The organism is Dickeya lacustris, assembly GCF_029635795.1.
GTDB lineage: Bacteria > Pseudomonadota > Gammaproteobacteria > Enterobacterales > Enterobacteriaceae > Dickeya > Dickeya lacustris.
In genome coordinates this window covers 2,541,619-2,564,549 of the sequence record NZ_CP114280.1, presented here as the reverse complement: position 1 = coordinate 2,564,549, position 22,931 = coordinate 2,541,619, and the positions used below count along the sequence as shown (strand labels likewise).

Annotated in this window: 18 protein-coding genes, 1 rRNA gene and 2 pseudogenes; 8 read left to right on the top strand and 13 right to left on the bottom strand. The window is 51.5% G+C overall.

Going from position 1 to position 22,931, the window contains the following annotated elements:
• Positions 1 to 37 precede the first annotated feature (37 nt).
• From atpG to ravA, 13 genes and pseudogenes are all read right to left on the bottom strand, one after another.
• A complete protein-coding gene (gene atpG, locus O1Q98_RS11635; RefSeq protein ID WP_125261240.1) occupies positions 38 to 901 on the bottom strand; it encodes a F0F1 ATP synthase subunit gamma in 864 nt (287 codons plus the stop codon).
• A 52-nt stretch (positions 902 to 953) separates the two neighbouring features.
• Complete coding sequence (atpA, locus tag O1Q98_RS11630; RefSeq protein ID WP_125261239.1) at positions 954 to 2,495, bottom strand: F0F1 ATP synthase subunit alpha; 1,542 nt, start codon at positions 2,493 to 2,495, stop codon at positions 954 to 956.
• Between the two features lie 12 nt (positions 2,496 to 2,507).
• A complete protein-coding gene (gene atpH / locus O1Q98_RS11625; protein WP_125261238.1) occupies positions 2,508 to 3,041 on the bottom strand; it encodes a F0F1 ATP synthase subunit delta in 534 nt (177 codons plus the stop codon).
• A gap of 14 nt (positions 3,042 to 3,055) precedes the next feature.
• Complete coding sequence (atpF, locus tag O1Q98_RS11620; protein ID WP_125261237.1) at positions 3,056 to 3,526, bottom strand: F0F1 ATP synthase subunit B; 471 nt, start codon at positions 3,524 to 3,526, stop codon at positions 3,056 to 3,058.
• Between the two features lie 64 nt (positions 3,527 to 3,590).
• Positions 3,591 to 3,830 carry a F0F1 ATP synthase subunit C gene (gene atpE / locus O1Q98_RS11615; protein ID WP_004093904.1) on the bottom strand — a complete coding sequence of 80 codons (240 nt, stop codon included), beginning with the start codon at positions 3,828 to 3,830 and terminating at the stop codon, positions 3,591 to 3,593.
• 48 nt (positions 3,831 to 3,878) lie between these two features.
• Entirely contained in the window at positions 3,879 to 4,670 is a 792-nt protein-coding gene (atpB, locus tag O1Q98_RS11610; protein WP_125261236.1) for a F0F1 ATP synthase subunit A, read from the bottom strand.
• A 22-nt stretch (positions 4,671 to 4,692) separates the two neighbouring features.
• Positions 4,693 to 5,076 (bottom strand): F0F1 ATP synthase subunit I, encoded by a 384-nt coding sequence (gene atpI, locus O1Q98_RS11605; protein ID WP_125261235.1) that lies wholly within the window; start codon positions 5,074 to 5,076, stop codon positions 4,693 to 4,695.
• Positions 5,077 to 5,700: 624 nt separating this feature from the next.
• The gene (rsmG, locus tag O1Q98_RS11600; RefSeq protein ID WP_416232436.1) at positions 5,701 to 6,282 is read right to left on the bottom strand and encodes a 16S rRNA (guanine(527)-N(7))-methyltransferase RsmG; all 582 of its coding nucleotides are present in this window, start codon (positions 6,280 to 6,282) and stop codon (positions 5,701 to 5,703) included.
• A 114-nt stretch (positions 6,283 to 6,396) separates the two neighbouring features.
• Positions 6,397 to 8,287: pseudogene (gene mnmG, locus O1Q98_RS11595) on the bottom strand (tRNA uridine-5-carboxymethylaminomethyl(34) synthesis enzyme MnmG).
• A 374-nt stretch (positions 8,288 to 8,661) separates the two neighbouring features.
• Complete coding sequence (mioC, locus tag O1Q98_RS11590) at positions 8,662 to 9,108, bottom strand: FMN-binding protein MioC (RefSeq protein WP_125261232.1); 447 nt, start codon at positions 9,106 to 9,108, stop codon at positions 8,662 to 8,664.
• 91 nt (positions 9,109 to 9,199) lie between these two features.
• Positions 9,200 to 9,661: a transcriptional regulator AsnC gene (asnC, locus tag O1Q98_RS11585; RefSeq protein ID WP_125261231.1), complete on the bottom strand. Its 462-nt coding sequence runs from the start codon at positions 9,659 to 9,661 to the stop codon at positions 9,200 to 9,202.
• Positions 9,662 to 9,771: 110 nt separating this feature from the next.
• Positions 9,772 to 11,259: an ATPase RavA stimulator ViaA gene (gene viaA, locus O1Q98_RS11580; protein WP_125261230.1), complete on the bottom strand. Its 1,488-nt coding sequence runs from the start codon at positions 11,257 to 11,259 to the stop codon at positions 9,772 to 9,774.
• A gap of 5 nt (positions 11,260 to 11,264) precedes the next feature.
• Positions 11,265 to 12,761 (bottom strand): ATPase RavA, encoded by a 1,497-nt coding sequence (gene ravA / locus O1Q98_RS11575; protein ID WP_125261229.1) that lies wholly within the window; start codon positions 12,759 to 12,761, stop codon positions 11,265 to 11,267.
• Positions 12,762 to 13,021: 260 nt separating this feature from the next.
• On the opposite strand from ravA, the pseudogene kup reads away from it, so the two are divergent.
• The 8 genes and pseudogenes from kup to O1Q98_RS11535 all read left to right on the top strand — a co-directional run bounded on the left by kup (position 13,022) and on the right by O1Q98_RS11535 (position 22,927).
• A pseudogene (kup, locus tag O1Q98_RS11570) lies at positions 13,022 to 14,891 on the top strand (low affinity potassium transporter Kup).
• A gap of 227 nt (positions 14,892 to 15,118) precedes the next feature.
• Positions 15,119 to 15,538 (top strand): D-ribose pyranase, encoded by a 420-nt coding sequence (rbsD, locus tag O1Q98_RS11565; protein ID WP_125261227.1) that lies wholly within the window; start codon positions 15,119 to 15,121, stop codon positions 15,536 to 15,538.
• Between the two features lie 7 nt (positions 15,539 to 15,545).
• Positions 15,546 to 17,051, top strand: a complete 1,506-nt coding sequence (gene rbsA, locus O1Q98_RS11560; RefSeq protein WP_125261226.1) for a ribose ABC transporter ATP-binding protein RbsA — start codon at positions 15,546 to 15,548, stop codon at positions 17,049 to 17,051.
• Between the two features lie 7 nt (positions 17,052 to 17,058).
• Positions 17,059 to 18,027, top strand: coding sequence for a ribose ABC transporter permease (gene rbsC, locus O1Q98_RS11555; protein ID WP_125261225.1), 969 nt, complete (start codon positions 17,059 to 17,061; stop codon positions 18,025 to 18,027).
• A 26-nt stretch (positions 18,028 to 18,053) separates the two neighbouring features.
• A complete protein-coding gene (rbsB, locus tag O1Q98_RS11550) occupies positions 18,054 to 18,944 on the top strand; it encodes a ribose ABC transporter substrate-binding protein RbsB (RefSeq protein WP_125261224.1) in 891 nt (296 codons plus the stop codon).
• 77 nt (positions 18,945 to 19,021) lie between these two features.
• Positions 19,022 to 19,948 carry a ribokinase gene (rbsK, locus tag O1Q98_RS11545; protein WP_125261223.1) on the top strand — a complete coding sequence of 309 codons (927 nt, stop codon included), beginning with the start codon at positions 19,022 to 19,024 and terminating at the stop codon, positions 19,946 to 19,948.
• Between the two features lie 3 nt (positions 19,949 to 19,951).
• Complete coding sequence (gene rbsR, locus O1Q98_RS11540) at positions 19,952 to 20,956, top strand: ribose operon transcriptional repressor RbsR (protein WP_205744295.1); 1,005 nt, start codon at positions 19,952 to 19,954, stop codon at positions 20,954 to 20,956.
• 431 nt (positions 20,957 to 21,387) lie between these two features.
• Positions 21,388 to 22,927, top strand: a 16S ribosomal RNA gene (locus tag O1Q98_RS11535).
• Positions 22,928 to 22,931 lie beyond the last annotated feature (4 nt).

Below are 22,931 nucleotides of genomic sequence, written 5' to 3'. Positions count from 1 at the left end.
TACGTAATTCGACAATACGTAATTCGTAAAACCTGATTTAAACCGCGGAGGCTCCCGATACGATTTCGGTGAGTTCCTGAGTGATGCTTGCCTGACGAGCCTTGTTGTAAACCAACTGCAACTCTTTAATCAGGTTGCCGCCGTTATCTGTCGCGGCCTTCATCGCTACCATTCGCGCGGCCTGTTCACTGGCCAGGTTTTCTACGACGCCCTGATAAACCTGAGACTCCACATAGCGGCGCAACAGGGTATCCAGTAGCGACTTAGGATCGGGTTCATACAGGTAATCCCAGGATTTCTTCGTCAGTTCGCCTTCTTCTGCCGGAGGCAGCGGCAGCAACTGAACAACTTGCGGCACCTGAGACATGGTATTGATGAACTTGTTGCTCACCACGTACAGTTTGTCCAGACGACCTTCGTCGTAGGCCTGTAACATGACTTTTACCGGCCCGATCAACTCGGACAATGAAGGGTTATCCCCCATACCAGTAACCTGAGCAACAATGTTTGCGCCTACAGAACCGAAGAAAGAAACGCCTTTGGAACCAATCATCGCCAAATCGATTTCGGCGCCTTTTTCGTTCCAGGCTTTCATATCAGCCAGCAGCTTCTTGAACAGGTTGATGTTCAGGCCGCCGCACAGGCCACGGTCGGTAGACACCACCAGATACCCGACGCGCTTAACGTCACGCTCTTCCAGGTACGGGTGTTTATATTCCAGATTCCCTAACGCAAGGTGACCAATCACTTTGCGTATGGTTTCCGCATAAGGACGGCTGGCCGCCATACGATCCTGCGATTTACGCATTTTGGAAGCGGCGACCATTTCCATCGCTTTGGTGATCTTCTGCGTGTTCTGGACGCTTCCGATCTTACTACGTATCTCTTTTGCGCCGGCCATCTTAGCTTCTCCTCAATGCCTAGCGGCCTGCCTTACGGCAGGCCACAGGGCGTTACCAGGACTGGGTTGCCTTAAAGGTATCGAGGATAGCTTTGAATTTACCCTCGATCTCATCGTTATAAGCACCCGTCTGGTCGATCTGCTGCAGAAGCTCGCCGTGCTCACGGCTGGCGTAAGCCAGCAGCGCGGCTTCGAAGCTGCCAACTTTCGCCAGTTCGACGTTTTCCAGATAGCCACGTTCCGCCGCGAACAGCACCAGAGACTGTTGCGCAACAGACATCGGCGCATACTGTTTCTGCTTCAGCAATTCGGTCACTTTCTGACCGTGACTGAGCTGTTTACGGGTTGCATCATCCAGATCGGAAGCAAACTGGGAGAACGCAGCCAGTTCGCGGTACTGCGCCAGCGCGGTACGAATACCACCGGACAGTTTCTTCATGATCTTGGTCTGCGCGGCACCACCCACACGGGATACGGAAATCCCTGGGTTAACCGCCGGACGAATACCGGAGTTGAACAGGTTGGATTCCAGGAAGATCTGACCGTCGGTAATCGAGATAACGTTGGTCGGAACGAACGCGGAAACGTCACCTGCCTGCGTTTCAATAATTGGCAACGCAGTCAGTGAACCGGTTTTTCCTTTCACCGCACCGTTAGTAAACTTCTCGACGTAATCGGCGTTAACACGCGCCGCACGCTCCAGCAAACGGGAGTGCAGGTAGAACACGTCACCTGGATACGCTTCACGACCCGGCGGACGACGCAGCAACAGGGAAATCTGACGGTAAGCTACCGCCTGCTTAGACAGGTCATCATAAATGATTAACGCATCTTCGCCGCGATCGCGGAAGTATTCGCCCATCGCACAACCGGCATAAGGAGCCAGATACTGCAATGCCGCAGATTCAGACGCCGTTGCTACCACCACAATGGTGTTGGCCAATGCGCCATGCTCTTCCAGTTTACGCACCACGTTAGCAATGGTGGACGCTTTCTGGCCGATAGCGACATAAATACATTTAATGCCGGAATCACGCTGGTTGATGATGGCATCGATAGCCAGCGCGGTTTTACCGGTCTGACGGTCGCCGATAACCAATTCACGCTGACCACGACCGATTGGAATCATGGCATCAACGGATTTGTAACCGGTCTGAACCGGCTGATCAACCGACTGACGATCGATAACACCCGGTGCAATCGCTTCTACCGGCGAGAAACCGTCGTTATCAACCGGGCCTTTACCGTCGATCGGCGCACCCAGCGTGTTGACCACACGACCCAACAGGCCACGGCCAACCGGTACTTCCAGAATACGGCCGGTGCATTTGACTTTCATGCCTTCGGCCAGGTCTGCATACGGCCCCATGACGACCGCACCAACGGAGTCGCGCTCCAGGTTCAGTGCAATGGCGTAACGGTTGCCCGGCAGAGAAATCATTTCACCCTGCATCACATCGGCCAGGCCGTGTACGCGGATGATCCCGTCACTGACGGAAACAATGGTACCTTCGTTGTGAGCTTCACTCACAACGTTGAACTGAGCAATCCGCTGCTTGATCAGTTCACTGATTTCGGTGGAATTCAGTTGCATGCTCCAGTCCCCTTAAGACTGCAAGACGTCTGCCAGACGTTCCAGACGACCACGAATACTGCCGTCTATCACCATATCGCCTGCGCGAATGACTACGCCGGCCATAACAGACTTATCAATTTTGCAATTCAGCTTCACTTTACGTGACAGACGTTGTTCCATCGCAACAGTTATCTTGGATAACTGCGGCTCGCTCAACGTGGTGGCGGAAATGACCTCGACATCCACGGTCGATTCCAGCTCCGCACGCAATTGAACAAACTGTTCCAGCACTTCAGGCAGCACCGGCAAACGTCCGTTTTCAGCCATGACCCTAATCAGGTTCTGGCCCGCTTCATCCAGTTGTTCACCGCACACGGTGATGAACGTTTGCGCCATCGTCTGGGGGGCAATAACCCCAGCCAGCATACTGGCGATGTGTTCATTACGTGCGACTTCGGCAGCAAATGCCAGCATCTGCTGCCAGCGCTCAAGCGCCTGGTTCTCAACGGCAAAGTCAAAAGCTGCTTTGGCGTAGGGGCGAGCTACCGTGACAAATTCAGACATCAGCCCCTCCCTCCTTACAGTTCAGCGACCAGTTTATCAACGATGTCGCTGTTAGCAGCTTCATCCACGGAACGTTCAATAATTTTCTCGGCACCAGCAATCGCCAAAATGGCAACCTGCTTACGCAACTCTTCACGGGCACGTTTGCGTTCGGCTTCAATTTCAGCCTGCGCCTGCGCCACGATTTTGTTGCGTTCCACTTCTGCTTCTGCTTTCGCTTCGTCCAGAATCACAGCACGCTGTTTGTTCGCCTGCTCGATGATTACCTGAGCTTCCGCTTTGGCTTTCTTCAGTTGGTCGGTCGCATTGGCCTGCGCTAAGTTCAGATCTTTTTTGGCACGTTCAGCAGAAGCAAGGCCGTCAGCAATTTCTTTCTGACGCTTTTCAATGGCAGCCATAATCGGCGGCCATACATACTTCATGCAGAACCAGACAAACAGGACGAACGCAATGGCCTGGCCGAGGATTGTTGCGTTAAGATTCACAGCACAATGCCTCTTTCATGAGTTAATTGAGTCGATGTCTTTAACCTGGCAAGCTGACGCTCGCTTAGGCCACCGCAAACATCACGTACAGACCCAGACCTACCGCGATCATCGGGATAGCATCCACCAGACCCATTACGATAAAGAACTGTGTACGCAGCAGAGGGATCAGGTCAGGCTGGCGGGCAGCACCTTCCAGAAATTTACCACCCAGGATGCCGATACCGATTGCCGCACCGATTGCCGCCAGGCCCATCATTACAGCGGCAGCCATGTACAGCAGATCCATACTCAGGTTTTCCATGACAGTCTCCAGTTTGTTTCAGTTAAAACGTTGTAGTGTTGTAAAAAATTAATGCTCTTCAGATGCCATCGAAAGATAAACAACTGTCAGAACCATAAAGATAAACGCCTGCAATGTGATGATCAGGATGTGGAAAATAGCCCACGGCACATTCAGCACCCACTGAGACCACCACGGCAACAGGCCGGCAATCAGAATAAAGATCAACTCACCCGCATACATGTTGCCGAACAGTCGTAAACCCAAAGATATCGGTTTAGACAGCAGGCTCACCCCTTCAAGAATCAGGTTGACGGGAATAAAAACGGGATGATTGAACGGCTGCATGGTCAGTTCTTTAACGAAACCGCCCACACCTTTCATTTTGATGCTGTAGAACAGAATCAGAATGAATACACCCAGCGCCATAGACAACGTGACGTTCACGTCGGCAGACGGTACTACACGCAAATAAGCGTGAGCGGGATCATGGCCGAGTGCGCTGTAGATATGCGCCCACAGTTGCGGCAGCAGATCGATAGGCAACAAGTCCATCAGGTTCATCAGGAAAACCCAAACGAACACGGTCAGCGCCAATGGGGCGATAAGTTTACTTTTACCGTGAAACATGTCGCGCACACTACCATCGACAAATCCCACGACCAGTTCAACTGCGGTTTGCAGTTTTCCCGGTACGCCACTGGTCGCCGTTTTGGCTACCTTACGGAAGATAACCAGAAAGAGCACGCCAAGAGCCACGGAGAAAAACATCGAGTCGACGTTAATCGACCAGAATCCCGAGCCCACCTGCAAATGGGTCAGGTGGTGACCGATATACTCTTGTGGAGTAGATGCAGACATGATGTCTCTTACCCTTTTGTTGTTAACTACGGTAACGGTTAATTACAGCCGGTGCCAGAATCTGCATAACCAGCACCACTAAGTACGTCAGGCCCAGCGGAAAAAAAACTGCATGAAACACGCCTAACGCCACCACCAACAGCACGATGGTGAGGAGCATTTTCAGCCCTTCCCCAACGGCAAACACCCAGGCAACCCGACCTTCCGGTGGTTTGTCCGCCTGATGTCGTACAGCGAACAGCATAAACATCATGGCAGGCAGACTGGCCGCCAGCCCCCCAGACAGCGCAGAAGTCCCAGCTTTAATGCCATCGATGCAAAACAGTGCACTAATGACAAAAATCACCGTCAATTGGCACAGCAATGACAGGCGGGCAATTTTCCCACTGTAGAGGGATACAGACATAATGTTTGCTCTCCCCGTACCTTTTCAGAGGTATGCTGAATGACCGTATAAAACTGCCTTTGAAGTACCGAGTCAAGCAGCGAAAAACGAGCAAATTATACGGGTCATCCATGCGAATTCAATCGATAAGTAGCAAAAAGGTGAACGATTATTTAAATTTATTTCCGAAGCCTTATTTTCACTAACTATCTTTCCAGACCGTTTGGATGCTTTCGGCCTTTCATCACCGCCAATATGTGATATCACTCACATAAAGAGCAACAGGTACTTTTATAGCTGAATCGTTTTTTTTTTGTCTTTAGCAAAAAAAGTCATTTATCTTTTTTAAATTCAATTAGTTAAAAAAGAACATCTACAAAACAGCATGAATACAGCCTAAAAACCATCTGTTGACAAGCCGGATATTTTTTTCTCATGTTTTTAACATGGTTTTACCACGCTAACAGGCAAGAATGGTAAAAAATGGCGGCCAGCAAATCGTCTCAGACAGGGGATAACATCGAAGCATGCGACTGAGTTGTAAAATCCAGGTAAATAACAAGGTTACTCACGTCATTATTTCACTTTTAGCTATCAGCCTGAGAAGCTTACAAATATTCATGATTTTTTTGATAAATGACAAAATTAGTTGGGTTTAAGCACCACTAAATGACGCTCCCCTTCCAGTTCAGGAACCGATAATGGCGCAACGCGCTCGACGGTCACGCCTTGCGGCAACTGCGCTATCTCGTCATGGGGAAGCACGCCTTTCAGTGCATAAAAACGCCCATGCTGGCGAGAAGGCAGATGCTGGCACCAGTTCACCATGTCCTGTAACGAGGCAAACGCGCGGCTGATAACGCCGTCAAACGGCGGTTCGGCCGGAAAATCCTCCACCCGACTTTGCACAGGTTCAATATTGTCCAGATGTAATTCATGCTGAACCTGACGCAGGAAACGAATCCGTTTACCAAGGCTATCGAGCAAGACGAAGTGCGCATCAGGGCGAATGATAGCCAGCGGCACGCCGGGTAAACCCGGGCCGGTGCCAACATCAATAAAACGGCTGCCGACCAGATGCGGCTCAACCACCAGGCTGTCCATGATGTGCCGAACCAGCATCTGCTCCGGCTCTCGCACTGATGTGAGGTTGTAGGCTTTGTTCCATTTGTGGAGTAACGCAACGTACTGCAATAACTGATTTTTTTGCTGATCGGTCAGCGCCATTCCAGCACGTTGCAGCAGGCTGTTAAGTATCTCGAGCACGAAGAAATCCTGTTGTCGGTTAAGGCAACATGGCCGCGTATTGCGGCCATGAATCAACATTGGTCGGCGGTGTTATTAAGCGCTGCGGCGCAGCATACCTTGTTTTTTCAGCCAGACCAGCAGAATTGAAATAGCCGCAGGGGTGATGCCGGAAATACGCGATGCCTGGCCAATCGACCCTGGTTTGTGATCATTGAGTTTGGCGATCACTTCATTGGATAACCCTGTTACCTGACGGTAATCGAGATCCGCTGGCAGTAAGGTATGTTCGTTACGTAGCTGCTTTTCAATCTCGTCTTGTTGACGGGCGATATAACCTTCGTATTTGACCTGGATCTCGACCTGTTCAGCAGCCTGGACATCATCCAGCGCAGGCGCAAACATCGGCAACGTAGTCAGTTGCGCGTAATCCATTTCCGGGCGTCTTAGCAGCTCTTCACCGCTGGCTTCGCGTGACAACGGTGACTTGAGCAGAAGGTTGACCTGCTCGATACCTTCCGTGTGAGGGTGAACCAGAATATCTCGCAAGCGCTGACGCTCTTTTTCGATGTTCTCCAGCTTCTGGTTAAAATGCGCCCAGCGCTCATCATTCACCATGCCAAGTTCCCGGCCAATCGCCGTTAAGCGCCAGTCAGCGTTATCTTCGCGTAACATCAGACGGTACTCGGCACGCGAGGTAAACATGCGGTAAGGCTCTTTCGTGCCAAGAGTACACAGATCGTCAACCAGCACACCGAGATAAGCCTGGTCGCGGCGTGGTGTCCACCCCTCCTGGTCGAAGGCCAAACGTGCTGCATTCAAGCCAGCCAGCATACCTTGTGCCGCCGCTTCTTCGTAGCCGGTGGTGCCATTGATCTGGCCGGCAAAAAACAGGCCATGAATAAACTTGCTTTCCAGCGTCGGCTTGAGATCGCGAGGGTCGAAAAAATCATACTCAATGGCATAACCAGGGCGAACAATGCGCGCGTTTTCCATACCTTGCATAGAACGCACTATCTGCCACTGCACATCAAACGGCAGGCTGGTCGAGATGCCGTTAGGGTAGATCTCATTACTGGTCAACCCTTCCGGCTCAAGGAAGATCTGGTGCGCATTACGATCGGCAAAACGCATGACCTTATCTTCGATAGACGGGCAATAGCGCGGACCGATCCCCTCGATCACGCCGGCATACATTGGGCTGCGATCGAGATTATTGCGGATCACATCATGGGTACGTTCATTGGTATGGGTGATATAGCACGGCATTTGTTCCGGGTGCTCACTGGCATGACCAAGGAACGAAAAGACGGGCATTGGATTGTCGCCGTGCTGTGGCGTCAACACACTGAAATCAAATGGTACGGGCATCAATGCGCGGCGGTGTGCCGGTTTTCAAACGGCCAACTCGCAGCGGTAATTCACGTAAACGACGCGAGAGCGCGATAGCGGGCTGATCGCCTGCACGACCACCGCTGTAATTATCCAAACCGATATGAATTTTGCCGTCAAGGAAAGTACCGACGGTGAGCACCACGGCTTTAGCACGGAACTTCAGCCCCATTTGCGTGATAGCACCGACCACCCGATCGTTCTCGACGATGAGATCGTCAACCGCTTGCTGAAAAATCATCAGGTTTGGCTGATTCTCCAGTGCGGTACGTACGGCCTGGCGATACAGAACGCGGTCAGCCTGGGCGCGCGTTGCACGAACGGCCGGGCCTTTGCTGGAGTTTAGTATCCTAAACTGAATGCCGGCGCGATCGATCGCCTGAGCCATCAAGCCCCCCATCGCGTCGATCTCTTTTACCAGATGCCCTTTCCCTATGCCGCCGATCGCCGGATTGCAGGACATTTGCCCCAGCGTATCAATATTGTGCGTCAGCAAAAGGGTTTGACGTCCCATGCGAGCAGAGGCCATGGCGGCTTCTGTGCCTGCATGACCGCCGCCGATCACGATGACGTCAAAAGGATCTGGATAAAACATGGTGCTGCACCTCGCGTGGTTGCGCATGATCGTTACTGGCCCGGGGTGGGGGATTCTACTTAAGTTTGTTCCGTCAACCAAGTCTGTTGGATCGTCGGATAATTAAAGAAAGATCTTTTTTATTTAAAGATCTCTTTATTAGATCTCTTATTAGGATCCGCAACTTCTGTGGATAAGGCGAGATCCAATTTGAAGATCAATGCGTTATGGCCGATCATTAGCTGTGAATGATCGGTGATCCAGCACGGTATTAGCTGGGATCTGAATGGGCAGTTATACACAGCTCAAAAAATCGACACGGGTTATTATTGGGATAACTACGGCTTTTACCCGTGTTCTTAATACATTTATCCACAGATGATCGCGAAAAAAAATTATACCTTGAATAATTCAATCCAGGATTCCAGCCAGGCTTGAGCCGGATCTTCAGGAATATCATGTTGGGTGATGTCGATCTTCAGCACATCGCCGATCCGCCGCGCCCCAAGGGACTGCATGAGTTGATCCAGCTTCTCGATTGCGCCGCAGAACGTATCATATTCACTGCTGCCGATGCCGATTGCGCCATAGCTCAGGTTGGATAAATCGGGTCGTGAAGCTGCAAGGTCGTCATAAAACGGCTGCAAGTTATCGGGGAGATCGCCTGCGCCGTGTGTTGATGTCACTATCAACCATAACCCAGTGGCTGAAACCTCAGCCAATTCCGGCCCATGTTGCAGCGTCGTGCTGAATCCTGCCGGTTGCAGCAGAGACTCAAGATGCTCGCAAACGTACTCGGCACTGCCAAGAGTGCTGCCGCTAATAAGCGTAATGTCTGTCATGTTTGCTCCCACCTGATTAAACGACGGCACATTGTACGCTGTGATCAGGGTGGGATCTACCTGTGGATAATAGGGGGATAGTAAAAAAGTCTTAGGGCGCGATGGTACGCATGATCGGGTTTTGCAGTGAGATCAGCGTTTCAGTGGACTGAATTTCATCAATTGTTTGGATCTTGTTGATAAGTACATGTTGCAACGCGTCGATTGAGCGGCACATGACCTTGATAAAAATACTGTAGTGACCGGTGGTGTAATACGCTTCGACCACCTCTTCCAGGTTGTTGAGCTTTTCCAGCGCAGAGGGGTAATCCTTGGCGCTCTTGAGAATGATGCCGATAAAACAGCACACATCGTACCCGAGTTGCTTCGGGTTCACCGCCAGCCGGGTTCCCAGAATAATGCCCGCCTGCTTCATTTTCTCTACCCTGACATGAATGGTTCCGGGGCTAACGCTAAACAGTTTGGCCAGCTCGGCATAAGGCGTGCGGGCATTCTCCATCAACGCATTGAGAATGCTGCGGTCAAGTTCATCCAGAGTGTAGATGTCGGACATGGTGTGTATCCCCAGACATTGGGCTGTAAAGGCTTCTCTGAGCGTTTTACTGGTTCTTGTGGCATCAATCAATCATCAGCGTAGGTGGTGATGGTTTGATACCGTCAGGGTCAGCTGGCGAGCAAGGCATTATGGTGTTGAAAACGACGTAATAAACGGCTTTTCAGGCCGGTATCGAAACGCCAGATATGGTCAAAAATACGCAAAATTCCGGGCTTGCCATGTGCAGACATGGCGACGGCATGGAAACGGTGTTGTAAGTGATGCTGACGATGTTTCACCTTGTTGACCAGCTCGTCAGGCAGACGTTGGGCAATAAAATCGGAAATAATCACGGCATCGGCATCTTGCCACTGCGTGGTGTCCATTTTATCTAGCAGGTGTGACAAACAACCGGCCAGATCGGTGCCGCCGCGAAACGTTTGGCTTAAAAAGCGAATCGCGTCTTCCAGTCCATGTTCCGAGGTCAGGTCATAGCTGACGATGCCGGTAGAGAACAGCATGATGTAGCAACGGCGGTTATCGGCCAGCGCAATACGCATCAGTGCCAGACAAAATGCCTTGGCACAACGTTCGTTAAAGCCGCCCATTGAACCCGAGGTATCAACGCAGACGATAAAAGGGCCGCGAGGCTGCTGCTCGTTATGCTGATGGATGACCGGCCGCTCCAGCGTTTTCTCGCGCCAGCTCTCGCCCTGAAGCTGGTAAGTCAGTAAGCGGTGCTCAGACAGCCGACGGTAAAACTCGAATTCCAGTTCACTGATACCCAGCGTGGACAGCTCTGTTGGTAAGAGCCTTAAAATGTCGTCGCTTTGATGGACGCCGCTCACTTGTTCCGGTGCCAGCGCCGGTTCCCGTACCATGATTTGAAACGGCTCTTTGGGGGCATCATGGCTGAGTACGGATTGTGTTTCCCGGCTACGCCCAAGCCGTTCTGCCAGGCGTTGCAGCTCCGGCTGCTGTTGTAAAAAAGCGCCGGTTTCCAGCAAGCCATTGAGTGGCTGCTTCATGCGCTTGCTGGCAGAAAGATCCCATAACCGCCCTGCCGCAGTCTCGTTTTCCGCCAAAACCGGCTCCAGCGCGCCGCTGATGGTCAGGCGTTTTTGGATTTCGTCGAGCAGCAGGTCGCGTTCCTGTTCCATTATCTGTTGGTGGAGATTGAGTGTCTGCAACGTCAGACTCAGACGCCAGCGTTGCATAAATAGGCTGTGCTGACTGCTGCTGATAGTTGATGTCGCCGTGCGTGATGCCGACTGTATTAACTGCTCCGCCTGATTGAGAAATGGCGAATCCACATGATGCAGCGTGGAGAGGATATCCGGTAAGTGCGCCTGGAAGGTGTGCTCGTTAATCAACTGGGTTTGCTGATAGCAGCTAAACTCTTTTTCCAGCTCTGGCGGTGCCTGAGTACCACGCAGCCGCTGCCGCAGGTTCTCTTTCCATTGTGGCAAGTCACGCATAACGGCCGTTTTCAGTCGCGGATATTTGTCAAAAAACATCACCAACTGGGGCGTTGCCATTAAACCTACGATAACGTCATCCAGCAGATCGTTTTCGTCGATGGATAACAGCATTTCCAAAGATTCCAGCGTCAGCATGGCTGCTACTCCCGTTGTGACTGCTCTATTTGTTCATCGACCTGCTGTAGGCTCTCTTCAATTTTGGCGAGCCATTCGCGCGGAATAAACAAACAAGGCTGGTGGCGTTCAAACTGCCTGCGTTGCTCTCGCAACTGGATTTTCAGGGTTTCATACTCCTGCACTATCTCCTGAGGCAGTTCTGTTTTTATGACACCGGGTAGTGATAACACGGCACTTTGTAAACTGATATCACGTACAACCAGATGCTGGCGATCATCAATATCGATATCCAGCCGTTGGGAAAAGCCGACGCCATTGAGCTTACCTCTTATTTCTCCGCCCTTTTGTAACCAGTTCGCCAGCGCTTCGCGTTCAAATACCAGGTGCGTTACGGTGTGCTCGTTTAAAAGCAATGGTTTTTGTAACACCAGCGTTAGCTCTGGCGATGAGAGGTGCTCGGGTAAGGCATAATGGGGTTTTCGGCCAAAAAAATTGACCTGACGTTCCACTTTGAACGCTTGCTGATCGCTTTGTTGTTGCTGATATTGCTGGCGTTTGACGTCAAGCTGCTGCAAGCGGAATAGCAAGGTGCGCTGTTGATAGGCTTGCTCGCACATAATCTGCTGTAGCTGCTGTTCAACCAAATGATAAGAGCTAAGATCGTGCCACAGGCAATCTTTCAATAGGATCAGGTCAATCGGGGTGATGCTTTCGCGCCCGCTGAAAAAAGCGCACGCCTGGAGTAAACGAATGGCTTTCTTCCAGCGCCGGTCGGAAACGTAGGGAGAGCCTTCTTGAGTATCCAGACGTTGACGCAACTGATAAATCAATTCAAAACAACTTTCTGGCAATGGAATGGTCTCAATATGAGCTTGCCACTGCTGATATTCCTCATCGTTGATACTCAGCGCCGGGCTGACAAGGTTCTCATGCTCGCTGGATGAAGAATTCAACATTGCGCGAAAATTGTGCTTATCCTGTACTCTGTCTAGCCAGACGCGAATCAGCATGCGGTCATACAATGCTTCAAGGCTGCTGTCTGCTTCCGGCAACTCGTTGGAGGCCGTCACCAGCAGCCGCATGGGAATCGGCTCTTCGCTATTGCCGTTACGAAAACGGCGCTCGTTGATGGCGGTAAGCAGTGTATTGAGGATAGCCGGGCCCGCTTTCCAGATTTCATCAAGGAAGACGATTTCCGCTTCCGGCAAGTAGCCCGTGGTCAGACGTTGATACCGCCCTTCATCCTTGAGCGCCTGGATGGACAGTGGGCCGAAGACTTCCTCAGGGGTTGAGAAACGGGTCATCAGGTATTCGAAGGCGCGCGCATGGCGAAAGGCATATTTCAAACGCCGGGCAATCAGGCTTTTGGCTATACCCGGCGGGCCGAGCAGGAATACGCTTTCACCGCTCAGTGCGGCCAGCAGGCAGAGACGAACGGCATGCTGCCGTTCATAAAGACCGTGTTCGAGGGCATGGCTCAAACGAGAGATGCGCTCGGCCAGAGCTGTTGGTTGTATCATGATGAGTCCGTCGTTGCTGGGTATCGCAGTCGGAAAGCGTAAGAAAACTCTGGAAAGCGTACGTTTTCTGCCTTAGCCATACATTAATTATTGTCACCATTGGATGCGTTAATCAACAAACGTGGCCTGCTCGTCAACAGTACGCTGGCTATATTAAAAATGGGCTTTTAACGCGATTTGTGCATACTGTGCGTTTTCGGGCTAGTCACAGCAAAATAGGGCTCGGATTGTTAATAAATTGATAACAGAAGAAAAGGTTTATGAGTTCAGAACATAAACGTTCACTTCCGGCGATCACGCTGGCTGCAATAGGAGTGGTATATGGTGACATTGGCACCAGCCCTCTTTATACACTCAGAGAGTGTCTTTCCGGCCAGTTTGGTTTTGGGGTTGAACCCGATTCCGTTTTTGGTTTTCTCTCCCTGATTTTCTGGCTGTTGGTACTGGTTGTGTCATTAAAGTATCTCAGCTATGTCATGCGCGCCGATAACGCAGGTGAAGGCGGCATACTGACGCTGATGTCGCTTGCCGGGCGTAACACTTCAGATAAGGTGACAGCCGCTGTGGTTATCATGGGGCTTATCGGGGGTAGCTTTTTTTATGGCGAAGTGGTTATTACTCCGGCTATCTCGGTGATGTCGGCCATTGAGGGGTTAGATATTGTCGCCCCTGCGCTTGATACTTATATCGTGCCGATTTCCATCGTCGTGCTGACGCTACTGTTTATGATTCAAAAGCACGGTACTGGCCGTGTCGGTAGTCTGTTTGCGCCCATTATGACCGTATGGTTTTTAACGCTGGGAATATTGGGGGCGCGAAGCATCATTGCCAATCCCGACGTGCTTCAAGCGTTGAATCCCAAGTGGGCTATCAATTTCTTTATCCAATATAAATCGGGTGTCTTTCTTTGCTCTCGGCGCGGTGGTGCTGTCCATTACCGGGGTTGAAGCGCTATACGCGGATATGGGCCACTTTGGTAAGCTGCCTATTCGTATTGCCTGGTTTTCTGCTGTGTTGCCGTCGTTGGTACTCAACTATTTCGGTCAGGGCGCGTTACTGCTGAAAAACCCGGAAGCTATCAAAAACCCGTTTTTCCTGCTTGCGCCGGATTGGGCTCTGATTCCGCTATTGGTGCTAGCGACGCTTGCGACCATTATCGCCTCTCAGGCGGTGATTTCCGGCGTATTCTCCCTGACGCGCCAGGCGGTTCGGCTGGGATATCTGCCGCCGATGCGCATTGTGCATACCTCGGATATGGAGTCCGGTCAGATTTATATTCCGTTCATTAACTGGCTACTGTATGTGGCGGTCGTGATAGTGATTGTCAGCTTTGAACACTCCAGTAATCTGGCTGCGGCCTATGGTATTGCTGTTACCGGTACGATGGTGCTGACCAGCATCCTGTCTTGTACCGTGGCGGCGAAAAACTGGAACTGGTATCGCTACTTGGTTTGGTTGCTGCTGGCAGCACTACTGACTATCGATTTACCGATGTTCCTGGCGAACGTGGTGAAAATTATTTCCGGTGGTTGGCTGCCGCTGGCGCTGGGGCTGGTGATGTTTGTGATTATGACGACCTGGAAGAGTGAGCGTTTTCGCTTGCTGCGTCGTATCCATGAGCACGGTAACTCTCTTGACGCCATGATTGTCTCGCTGGAGAAAAACCCGCCGGTACGCGTTTCCGGCACGGCGGTGTATTTATCGCGCGCAACGCATGTTATCCCCTTTGCTTTGCTACATAATCTCAAGCATAACAAAGTATTGCATGAGCGAGTGGTGTTGCTGACCATGAGAACGGAAGATGCGCCTTACGTACATAACGCGCGCCGGGTGTCGGTTGAGCAGCTCTCCCCTACCTTCTGGCGTGTGGTTGCAAGCTACGGCTGGCGTGAAACGCCGAACGTTGAAGAGGTGTTCCACCGCTGCTGGCAGGATGGTTTAGCCTGCCAGATGATGGAAACCACCTTCTTCTTGTCAAATGAATCGCTGATGATGGGTAAACGCGCCTGGTATCTGCGGATTCGCGGCAAACTCTTCATGATGCTTAGTCGTAACGCGCTGCGTGCGGCGGATCAGTTTGAAATTCCACCCAATAGGCTGATTGAGCTTGGTATTCAGGTTGAAATTTAAGCTGAATCACTGAGGCGATGCCCGATAAGACGCTCCCGTTTACGGGAGCTTTTTTTTCGCTCTCTCTCCGGGTTTTTGCTACTCGTCTATCCGCGCCGTGCCCTTGCATAACACTAACGAAACGTTTCGATAACGATCACATTTTTATAAGATTGTGATTGCCTTCTGGCGGCCTTTTTCTACACTTATTGTACAAGCGAAACGTTTCGCTAGCAGGGTAAATAAAAATGAAAAAAGGTGCGTTACTGAATTCTGATGTTTCATCCGTGATTTCCCGGTTAGGGCATACCGACCAACTGGTGATTGCCGATGCCGGCTTACCCATTCCAGACACGACGGCGCGTATTGATCTGGCGTTGACCCACAATGTGCCCGGTTTTTTGCAGGTACTGAGCGTGGTAACGGCAGAAATGCAGGTGGAGGCCGCGATTCTGGCGCAGGAGATCATCGAGAAAAATCCGCAACTCCATGACGCATTGTTGAAGCAATTAGCACAACTTGAACAACACCAGGGAAACACCATTTCACTGCATTACGTCAGCCATGAAGAATTTAAACAACAAAGCGGTAAGAGCCGCGCCATTATTCGTACCGGGGAGTGCTCTCCCTATGCGAATGTGATTCTTTGTGCTGGCGTAACCTTCTGAGGTAGCGATGCAACCTTTACTGCAATTGCAAGGCATCACCAAAACCTTTCCCGGCGTGAAAGCGTTATCTGGCGCAGCGCTGAATGTCTATCCGGGTAAAGTGATGGCATTGGTGGGGGAAAATGGCGCCGGTAAATCCACCATGATGAAAGTGCTGACCGGTATCTATCGAAAAGATGCCGGCAGTATTCAGTTCCTCGGCAAAGAGGTCGATTTCAATGGCCCGAAAGCCTCTCAGGAGGCGGGTATTGGCATCATCCATCAGGAACTGAATCTGATTCCTCAATTGACGATTGCGGAAAATATTTTCCTTGGCCGTGAGTTCACCAACCGTTTTGGGCGCATCGACTGGAAACGGATGTACGCGCAAGCCGATACGTTGCTCAAACGACTGAACCTGCGTTATGACAGCCGTCGGTTGGTGGGCGAGCTATCGATAGGCGATCAGCAAATGGTTGAAATAGCCAAGGTGCTGAGTTTTGAGTCGAAAGTCATCATTATGGATGAACCGACAGATGCGCTGACCGATACTGAAACAGCCTCGCTATTTAGCGTTATCAAAGAGTTGCAATCACAAGGGTGCGGGATTGTGTACATCTCTCACCGTCTGAAAGAGATTTTTGAAATCTGTGATGATGTGACGGTGTTCCGTGACGGCCAGTTTATTGGCGAACGCCCGGTCAGCGGGTTACAGGAAGACTCGCTGATTGAAATGATGGTGGGGCGTAAACTCGAAGATCAATACCCTCGATTACATCAAGCGCCCGGCGATGAGCGTTTACGTGTTGATGGGCTCTCAGGCCCTGGGGTGAATAACGTTAGCTTTACGCTACGCAAGGGTGAAATTCTCGGCGTTGCCGGTCTAATGGGCGCAGGCCGTACGGAACTGATGAAAGTGCTATATGGCGCACTTCCTCGCACCCAGGGCAGTGTCTGGCTGGATGGGAAAGAGGTCATACCCCGCACGCCGCAGGATGGGCTTGCCAACGGCATCGTCTATATCTCCGAAGACCGCAAGCGGGATGGCCTGGTGCTTGGCATGTCGGTGAAAGAAAACATGTCGCTGACGGCACTGCGCTATTTCAGTAATGGGATGGGGTCATTGCGCCATGCTGATGAACAGCAAGCTGTGGGCGATTTTATCCGCATGTTCAATATCCGTACCCCCTCTATGCTGCAACCAATAGGGCTGCTGTCCGGTGGGAATCAGCAAAAAGTCGCGATAGCACGTGGCTTAATGACGCGCCCAAAAGTGCTGATTCTTGATGAGCCGACCCGTGGTGTAGATGTCGGGGCGAAAAAAGAGATCTATCAGTTAATTAACCAGTTCAAACAGGAAGGATTGAGCATCATTCTGGTGTCATCGGAAATGCCTGAAGTGTTGGGTATGAGCGATCGTGTGATTGTGATGCACGAAGGGCGCCTGAGCGGTGATTTCGCCATTGAACAGGCAACACAGGAAACGCTGATGGCAGCGGCCGTTGGTAAGCAATACCGCGTAAAGCAGGAGTAAGTCAGACATGAGTTCTCAAACAATCACGGCCCGGCGCTGGTTCAGCAAAGAGTGGCTGATGGAGCAAAAATCATTGATAGCCCTGCTGATATTGATCGCGGTGGTGTCTTCAATGAGCCCCAATTTCTTCACGCTGAATAACCTGTTCAATATTCTGCAACAGACATCAGTGAACGCGATCATGGCGGTAGGGATGACATTAGTCATTCTCACCTCTGGGATTGATTTATCGGTCGGCTCGCTGTTGGCATTGACCGGGGCTATCGCTGCATCCTTGGTCGGCCTTGAGATTAATGCATTGGTCGCGGTTGTCGCTGCGCTGGCGCTAGGGGCGGTAATTGGCGCGGGTACGGGCGTTATTATCGCCAAGGGCCGGGTGCAGGCGTTTATCGCTACCTTGGTAATGATGCTGCTGTTACGCGGCGTCACGATGGTCTACACCAACGGTAGCCCGGTTAACACCGGCTTTTCTGCCGCAGCCGATACCTTAGGGTGGTTTGGTATTGGCCGACCTCTTGGTGTGCCGACGCCGATTTGGATTATGGCGGTGGTCTTTCTGGCTACCTGGTACATGCTGCACCATACCCGCATCGGTCGCTATATCTATGCGCTGGGTGGAAATGAGGCCGCGACCCGTTTGTCAGGGATTAATGTTGATAGGGTCAAGGTTGTCGTCTATTCGTTATGTGGTTTGCTGTCGGCGCTGGCGGGCATTATTGAAGTCGCTCGCCTGTCTTCGGCGCAACCCACAGCAGGGACAGGCTATGAACTGGATGCCATCGCAGCGGTGGTGTTAGGGGGAACGAGCCTGTCAGGTGGTAAAGGACGCGTAGTAGGAACGTTGATCGGTGCGCTGATTTTAGGCTTTCTGAACAACGGGCTTAATTTGTTAGGTGTATCTTCTTACTACCAAATGATCGTCAAAGCGGTCGTTATTTTGCTGGCGGTTTTGGTTGATAACAAAAGCAGTAAATAACTTTCTATCCACACAGGAATTGAAATATGAATCTGAAGAAGATTGCTACTCTGGTTTCCGCTGTTGCCCTGAGTGCGACGGTTAGTGCTAATGCGCTGGCTAAGGACACCATTGCTCTTGTTGTTTCCACGCTAAATAACCCGTTCTTCGTTACGCTAAAAGATGGCGCGCAAAAAGAAGCGGATAAACTGGGCTATGACCTGGTAGTTCTGGATTCACAGAATAACCCGGCCAAAGAACTCTCTAACGTGCAGGATTTAACCGTTCGCGGCACCAAGCTGCTGCTAATTAACCCGACAGACTCCAACGCTGTCGGTAATGCGGTGAAACTGGCGAATCAGGCCAAAATTCCGGTTATTACGTTAGACCGCGTTGCTGCCAGCGGTGATGTCGTCAGCCATATCGCCTCTGACAACGCTTTTGGCGGCAAGGTGGCAGGTGACTTTATCGCCAAAAAACTGGGCGAAGGTGCCAAAGTGATCCAGTTGGAAGGCCTGGCGGGGACGTCTGCCGCTCGCGAGCGTGGCGCTGGCTTTATGAAATCAGCAGAGAAGAATAAATTTGCCATGCTGGCCAGCCAGCCTGCGGATTTTGATCGCACCAAAGGCTTGAACGTGATGCAAAACCTGCTGACGGCCCATCCTGATGTGAAAGCGGTGTTTGCCCAGAATGATGAAATGGCGCTGGGTGCTCTGCGTGCGTTGCAAACGGCAGGCCGTGACGATGTGATGGTTGTTGGCTTCGACGGTACGGCTGACGGCGTGAAAGCGGTAGAAGGCGGCAAATTAGCGGCTACCGTAGCACAGCGTCCAGAGCAGATCGGCATCATTGGCGTTGATACTGCTGATAAGGTACTGAAAGGCGAAAAAGTACAGCCTATCATTCCGGTTGACCTGAAACTGGTTGCCAAACAGTAAGTGCTCTTAAGCGATTAAGACAATGCAGTACCGCGCCACTTTCGGGTGGCGCGTCATCAACATTGGGGTTCATGGTAATGAAAGCAGGCAAGCTGGTAGTCTTGGGCAGTATTAATGCTGACCATATTCTTAATCTGTCGCAATTTCCCCGTCCCGGAGAAACGGTGATCGGTAAACAATATGGCGTGGCTTTTGGCGGAAAAGGGGCTAACCAGGCGGTCGCAGCAGGGCGAAGCGGAGCTGATACAGCGTTTATTGCCTGTGTGGGTGCCGATGACATTGGTGAGCGTATTCGCCAGCAGTTGATGAAAGACCAGGTTGATGTGTCTGCGGTTGAAGCTGTACCGGGCCTGACCACCGGCGTTGCGCTGATTTTCGTGAATGGCGATGCTGAAAATATGATAGGCATCCATGCGGGGGCTAATGCCGCCGTGACACCCGATTACCTCAAGCGCTATCAGCAAAAAATCATCGATGCTTCAGCGTTGTTGATGCAACTTGAATCCCCTTTGGAAACCGTTATCGCAGCTGCGCGTTTGGCACACGATAATGATACCCAAGTCATTCTTAATCCTGCGCCTGCCTGCCCGTTACCCGATGAACTGTTGGCGCTGGTCGATATGATAACCCCTAATGAAACCGAAGCGCAGATTCTCACTGGCATCACGGTAAAAACAGAAACGGATGCGCAACAGGCCGCTCAGATATTGCATGAAAAAGGGATTCCTACGGTATTAATCACACTGGGGAGTCGCGGCGTCTGGTTAAGCGAGCAGGGTAAGGGGCAGCGTATCCCCGGTTTTCGTGTCAATGCAGTCGATACCATTGCCGCTGGCGATACCTTTAACGGTGCGCTGGTGACGGCATTACTCGAATCGCAGCCAATGGATGCAGCCGTTAAATTTGCCCATGCGGCAGCGGCGATAGCCGTTACGCGCCACGGCGCACAACCTTCCGTTCCCTGGCGTGAAGAAATCGATGCTTTCCTGAATGCACAGGAGTAATCCTTGGCGACAATGAAAGACGTGGCCCGTCTTGCCGGGGTATCCACGTCCACGGTTTCCCACGTTATCAACAACAACCGCTTTGTCAGCGATGTTATTCGCGCAAGAGTCATGAAAGCGGTTGATCAATTGAACTACGCGCCGTCAGCGCTGGCGCGTAGTCTTAAAATCAATCAAACCCGCACTATTGGTATGTTACTGACAGCCAGTAGTAACCCCTTTTACGCTGAAGTGGTGCGTGGCGTTGAGCGTTGCTGCTATGAGCGTGGCTATAGCCTTATTCTGTGTAATACAGAAGGCGATCACCACCGTTTAAGCCGCAGTCTGGAAACGCTATTGCAAAAACGGGTGGATGGGCTACTGGTGATGTGTACGGAAAGTCGTATGCCATCGCCCGAGATTACCCGCCGCTATCCTTCTATACCGATGGTCATGATGGACTGGGCTCCCTTTGAAGGCAGCAGTGACGTCATCAAGGATAATTCCTTGCAGGGCGGCGAAATGGCAACGCAATACTTGATTGCCCAAGGGTATCGCAAAATCGCCTGTATCGCTGGGCCACAAGATAAAACCACCGCCCATAACCGCCTTGAAGGGTATCGACGAGCGATGCAAGCGGCCGGGCTGCCTATCCCGGCTAATTATGAAGTGATCGGGGATTTTGAATTTGAGGCCGGTTTTCGTGCCATGCAGACCTTATTGGCATTACCTGAACCTCCTGAGGCTGTTTTTACCGGTAATGATGCTATGGCGGTTGGTGTCTACCGTGCGCTATACGATGCTGGATTAGCCATTCCCGATGATGTGGCTGTTGTGGGTTATGACGATATTGAACTGGCGCGATATATGACGCCGCCGCTAACGACTATTCATCAACCTAAAGATGAGTTGGGTGAGTTGGCGATAGATACATTACTTTATCGCCTTGAACATCCCGATATTGAACACAGCGTTTTGGTTTTAACGCCCGAATTGATTGTTCGTGGTTCTGTTGGTCAACGTTATTAATAGCAGCGATATCTCGTTTTTGCCTTTTTTGCTGAAAAATACAGCGTTTTTACCGGTAAATGTCTGCTTTTGCCCGAAAAGTGTGCGGTCGGTAATTTTTTTGCAATTAGGGCTTGTCAGGCCGCAGGAAGTCCCTATAATGCGCCTCCACTGACACGGCAACAGCGGCAACGCAACGCGGTGTCAGCGAAGAAGAAACGAAAATAAACGTTGACTCTTCATGAGGAAAGCGTAGTATACGCCACCTCGCGACAGCAGGCTCAGGCCGGTCGCACTGCTCTTTAACAATTAATCAGACAATCTGTGTGGGCACTCGCAGGACACTTCGCAAAAACTTTTGTGAAAGTCTTGAAGAGTGACAACAGTTAATTCATTACGAATAAACAGTAAATTCTTTGAGCACGTTTTCTTCGGAAAACACAATCAAACTTAAATTGAAGAGTTTGATCATGGCTCAGATTGAACGCTGGCGGCAGGCCTAACACATGCAAGTCGAGCGGTAGCACAAAGGAGCTTGCTCCTTGGGTGACGAGCGGCGGACGGGTGAGTAATGTCTGGGAAACTGCCTGATGGAGGGGGATAACTACTGGAAACGGTAGCTAATACCGCATAACGTCTTCGGACCAAAGAGGGGGACCTTCGGGCCTCTTGCCATCAGATGTGCCCAGATGGGATTAGCTAGTAGGTGAGGTAATGGCTCACCTAGGCGACAATCCCTAGCTGGTCTGAGAGGATGACCAGCCACACTGGAACTGAGACACGGTCCAGACTCCTACGGGAGGCAGCAGTGGGGAATATTGCACAATGGGCGCAAGCCTGATGCAGCCATGCCGCGTGTGTGAAGAAGGCCTTCGGGTTGTAAAGCACTTTCAGCGGGGAGGAAGGCGATAAGGCTAATAACCTTGTCGATTGACGTTACCCGCAGAAGAAGCACCGGCTAACTCCGTGCCAGCAGCCGCGGTAATACGGAGGGTGCAAGCGTTAATCGGAATGACTGGGCGTAAAGCGCACGCAGGCGGTCTGTTAAGTTGGATGTGAAATCCCCGGGCTTAACCTGGGAACTGCATTCAAAACTGACAGGCTAGAGTCTCGTAGAGGGGGGTAGAATTCCAGGTGTAGCGGTGAAATGCGTAGAGATTGGAGGAATACCGGTGGCGAAGGCGGCCCCCTGGACGAAGACTGACGCTCAGGTGCGAAAGCGTGGGGAGCAAACAGGATTAGATACCCTGGTAGTCCACGCTGTAAACGATGTCGATTTGGAGGTTGTGCCCTTGAGGCGTGGCTTCCGGAGCTAACGCGTTAAATCGACCGCCTGGGGAGTACGGCCGCAAGGTTAAAACTCAAATGAATTGACGGGGGCCGCACAAGCGGTGGAGCATGTGGTTTAATTCGATGCAACGCGAAGAACCTTACCTACTCTTGACATCCAGAGAAGCCTGCAGAGATGCGGGTGTGCCTTCGGGAGCTCTGAGACAGGTGCTGCATGGCTGTCGTCAGCTCGTGTTGTGAAATGTTGGGTTAAGTCCCGCAACGAGCGCAACCCTTATCCTCTGTTGCCAGCACTTCGGGTGGGAACTCAGGGGAGACTGCCGGTGATAAACCGGAGGAAGGTGGGGATGACGTCAAGTCATCATGGCCCTTACGAGTAGGGCTACACACGTGCTACAATGGCGTATACAAAGAGAAGCAACCTCGCGAGAGCAAGCGGACCTCATAAAGTACGTCGTAGTCCGGATTGGAGTCTGCAACTCGACTCCATGAAGTCGGAATCGCTAGTAATCGTAGATCAGAATGCTACGGTGAATACGTTCCCGGGCCTTGTACACACCGCCCGTCACACCATGGGAGTGGGTTGCAAAAGAAGTAGGTAGCTTAACCTTCGGGAGGGCGCTTACCACTTTGTGATTCATGACTGGGGTGAAGTCGTAACAAGGTAACCGTAGGGGAACCTGCGGTTGGATCACCTCCTTACCGA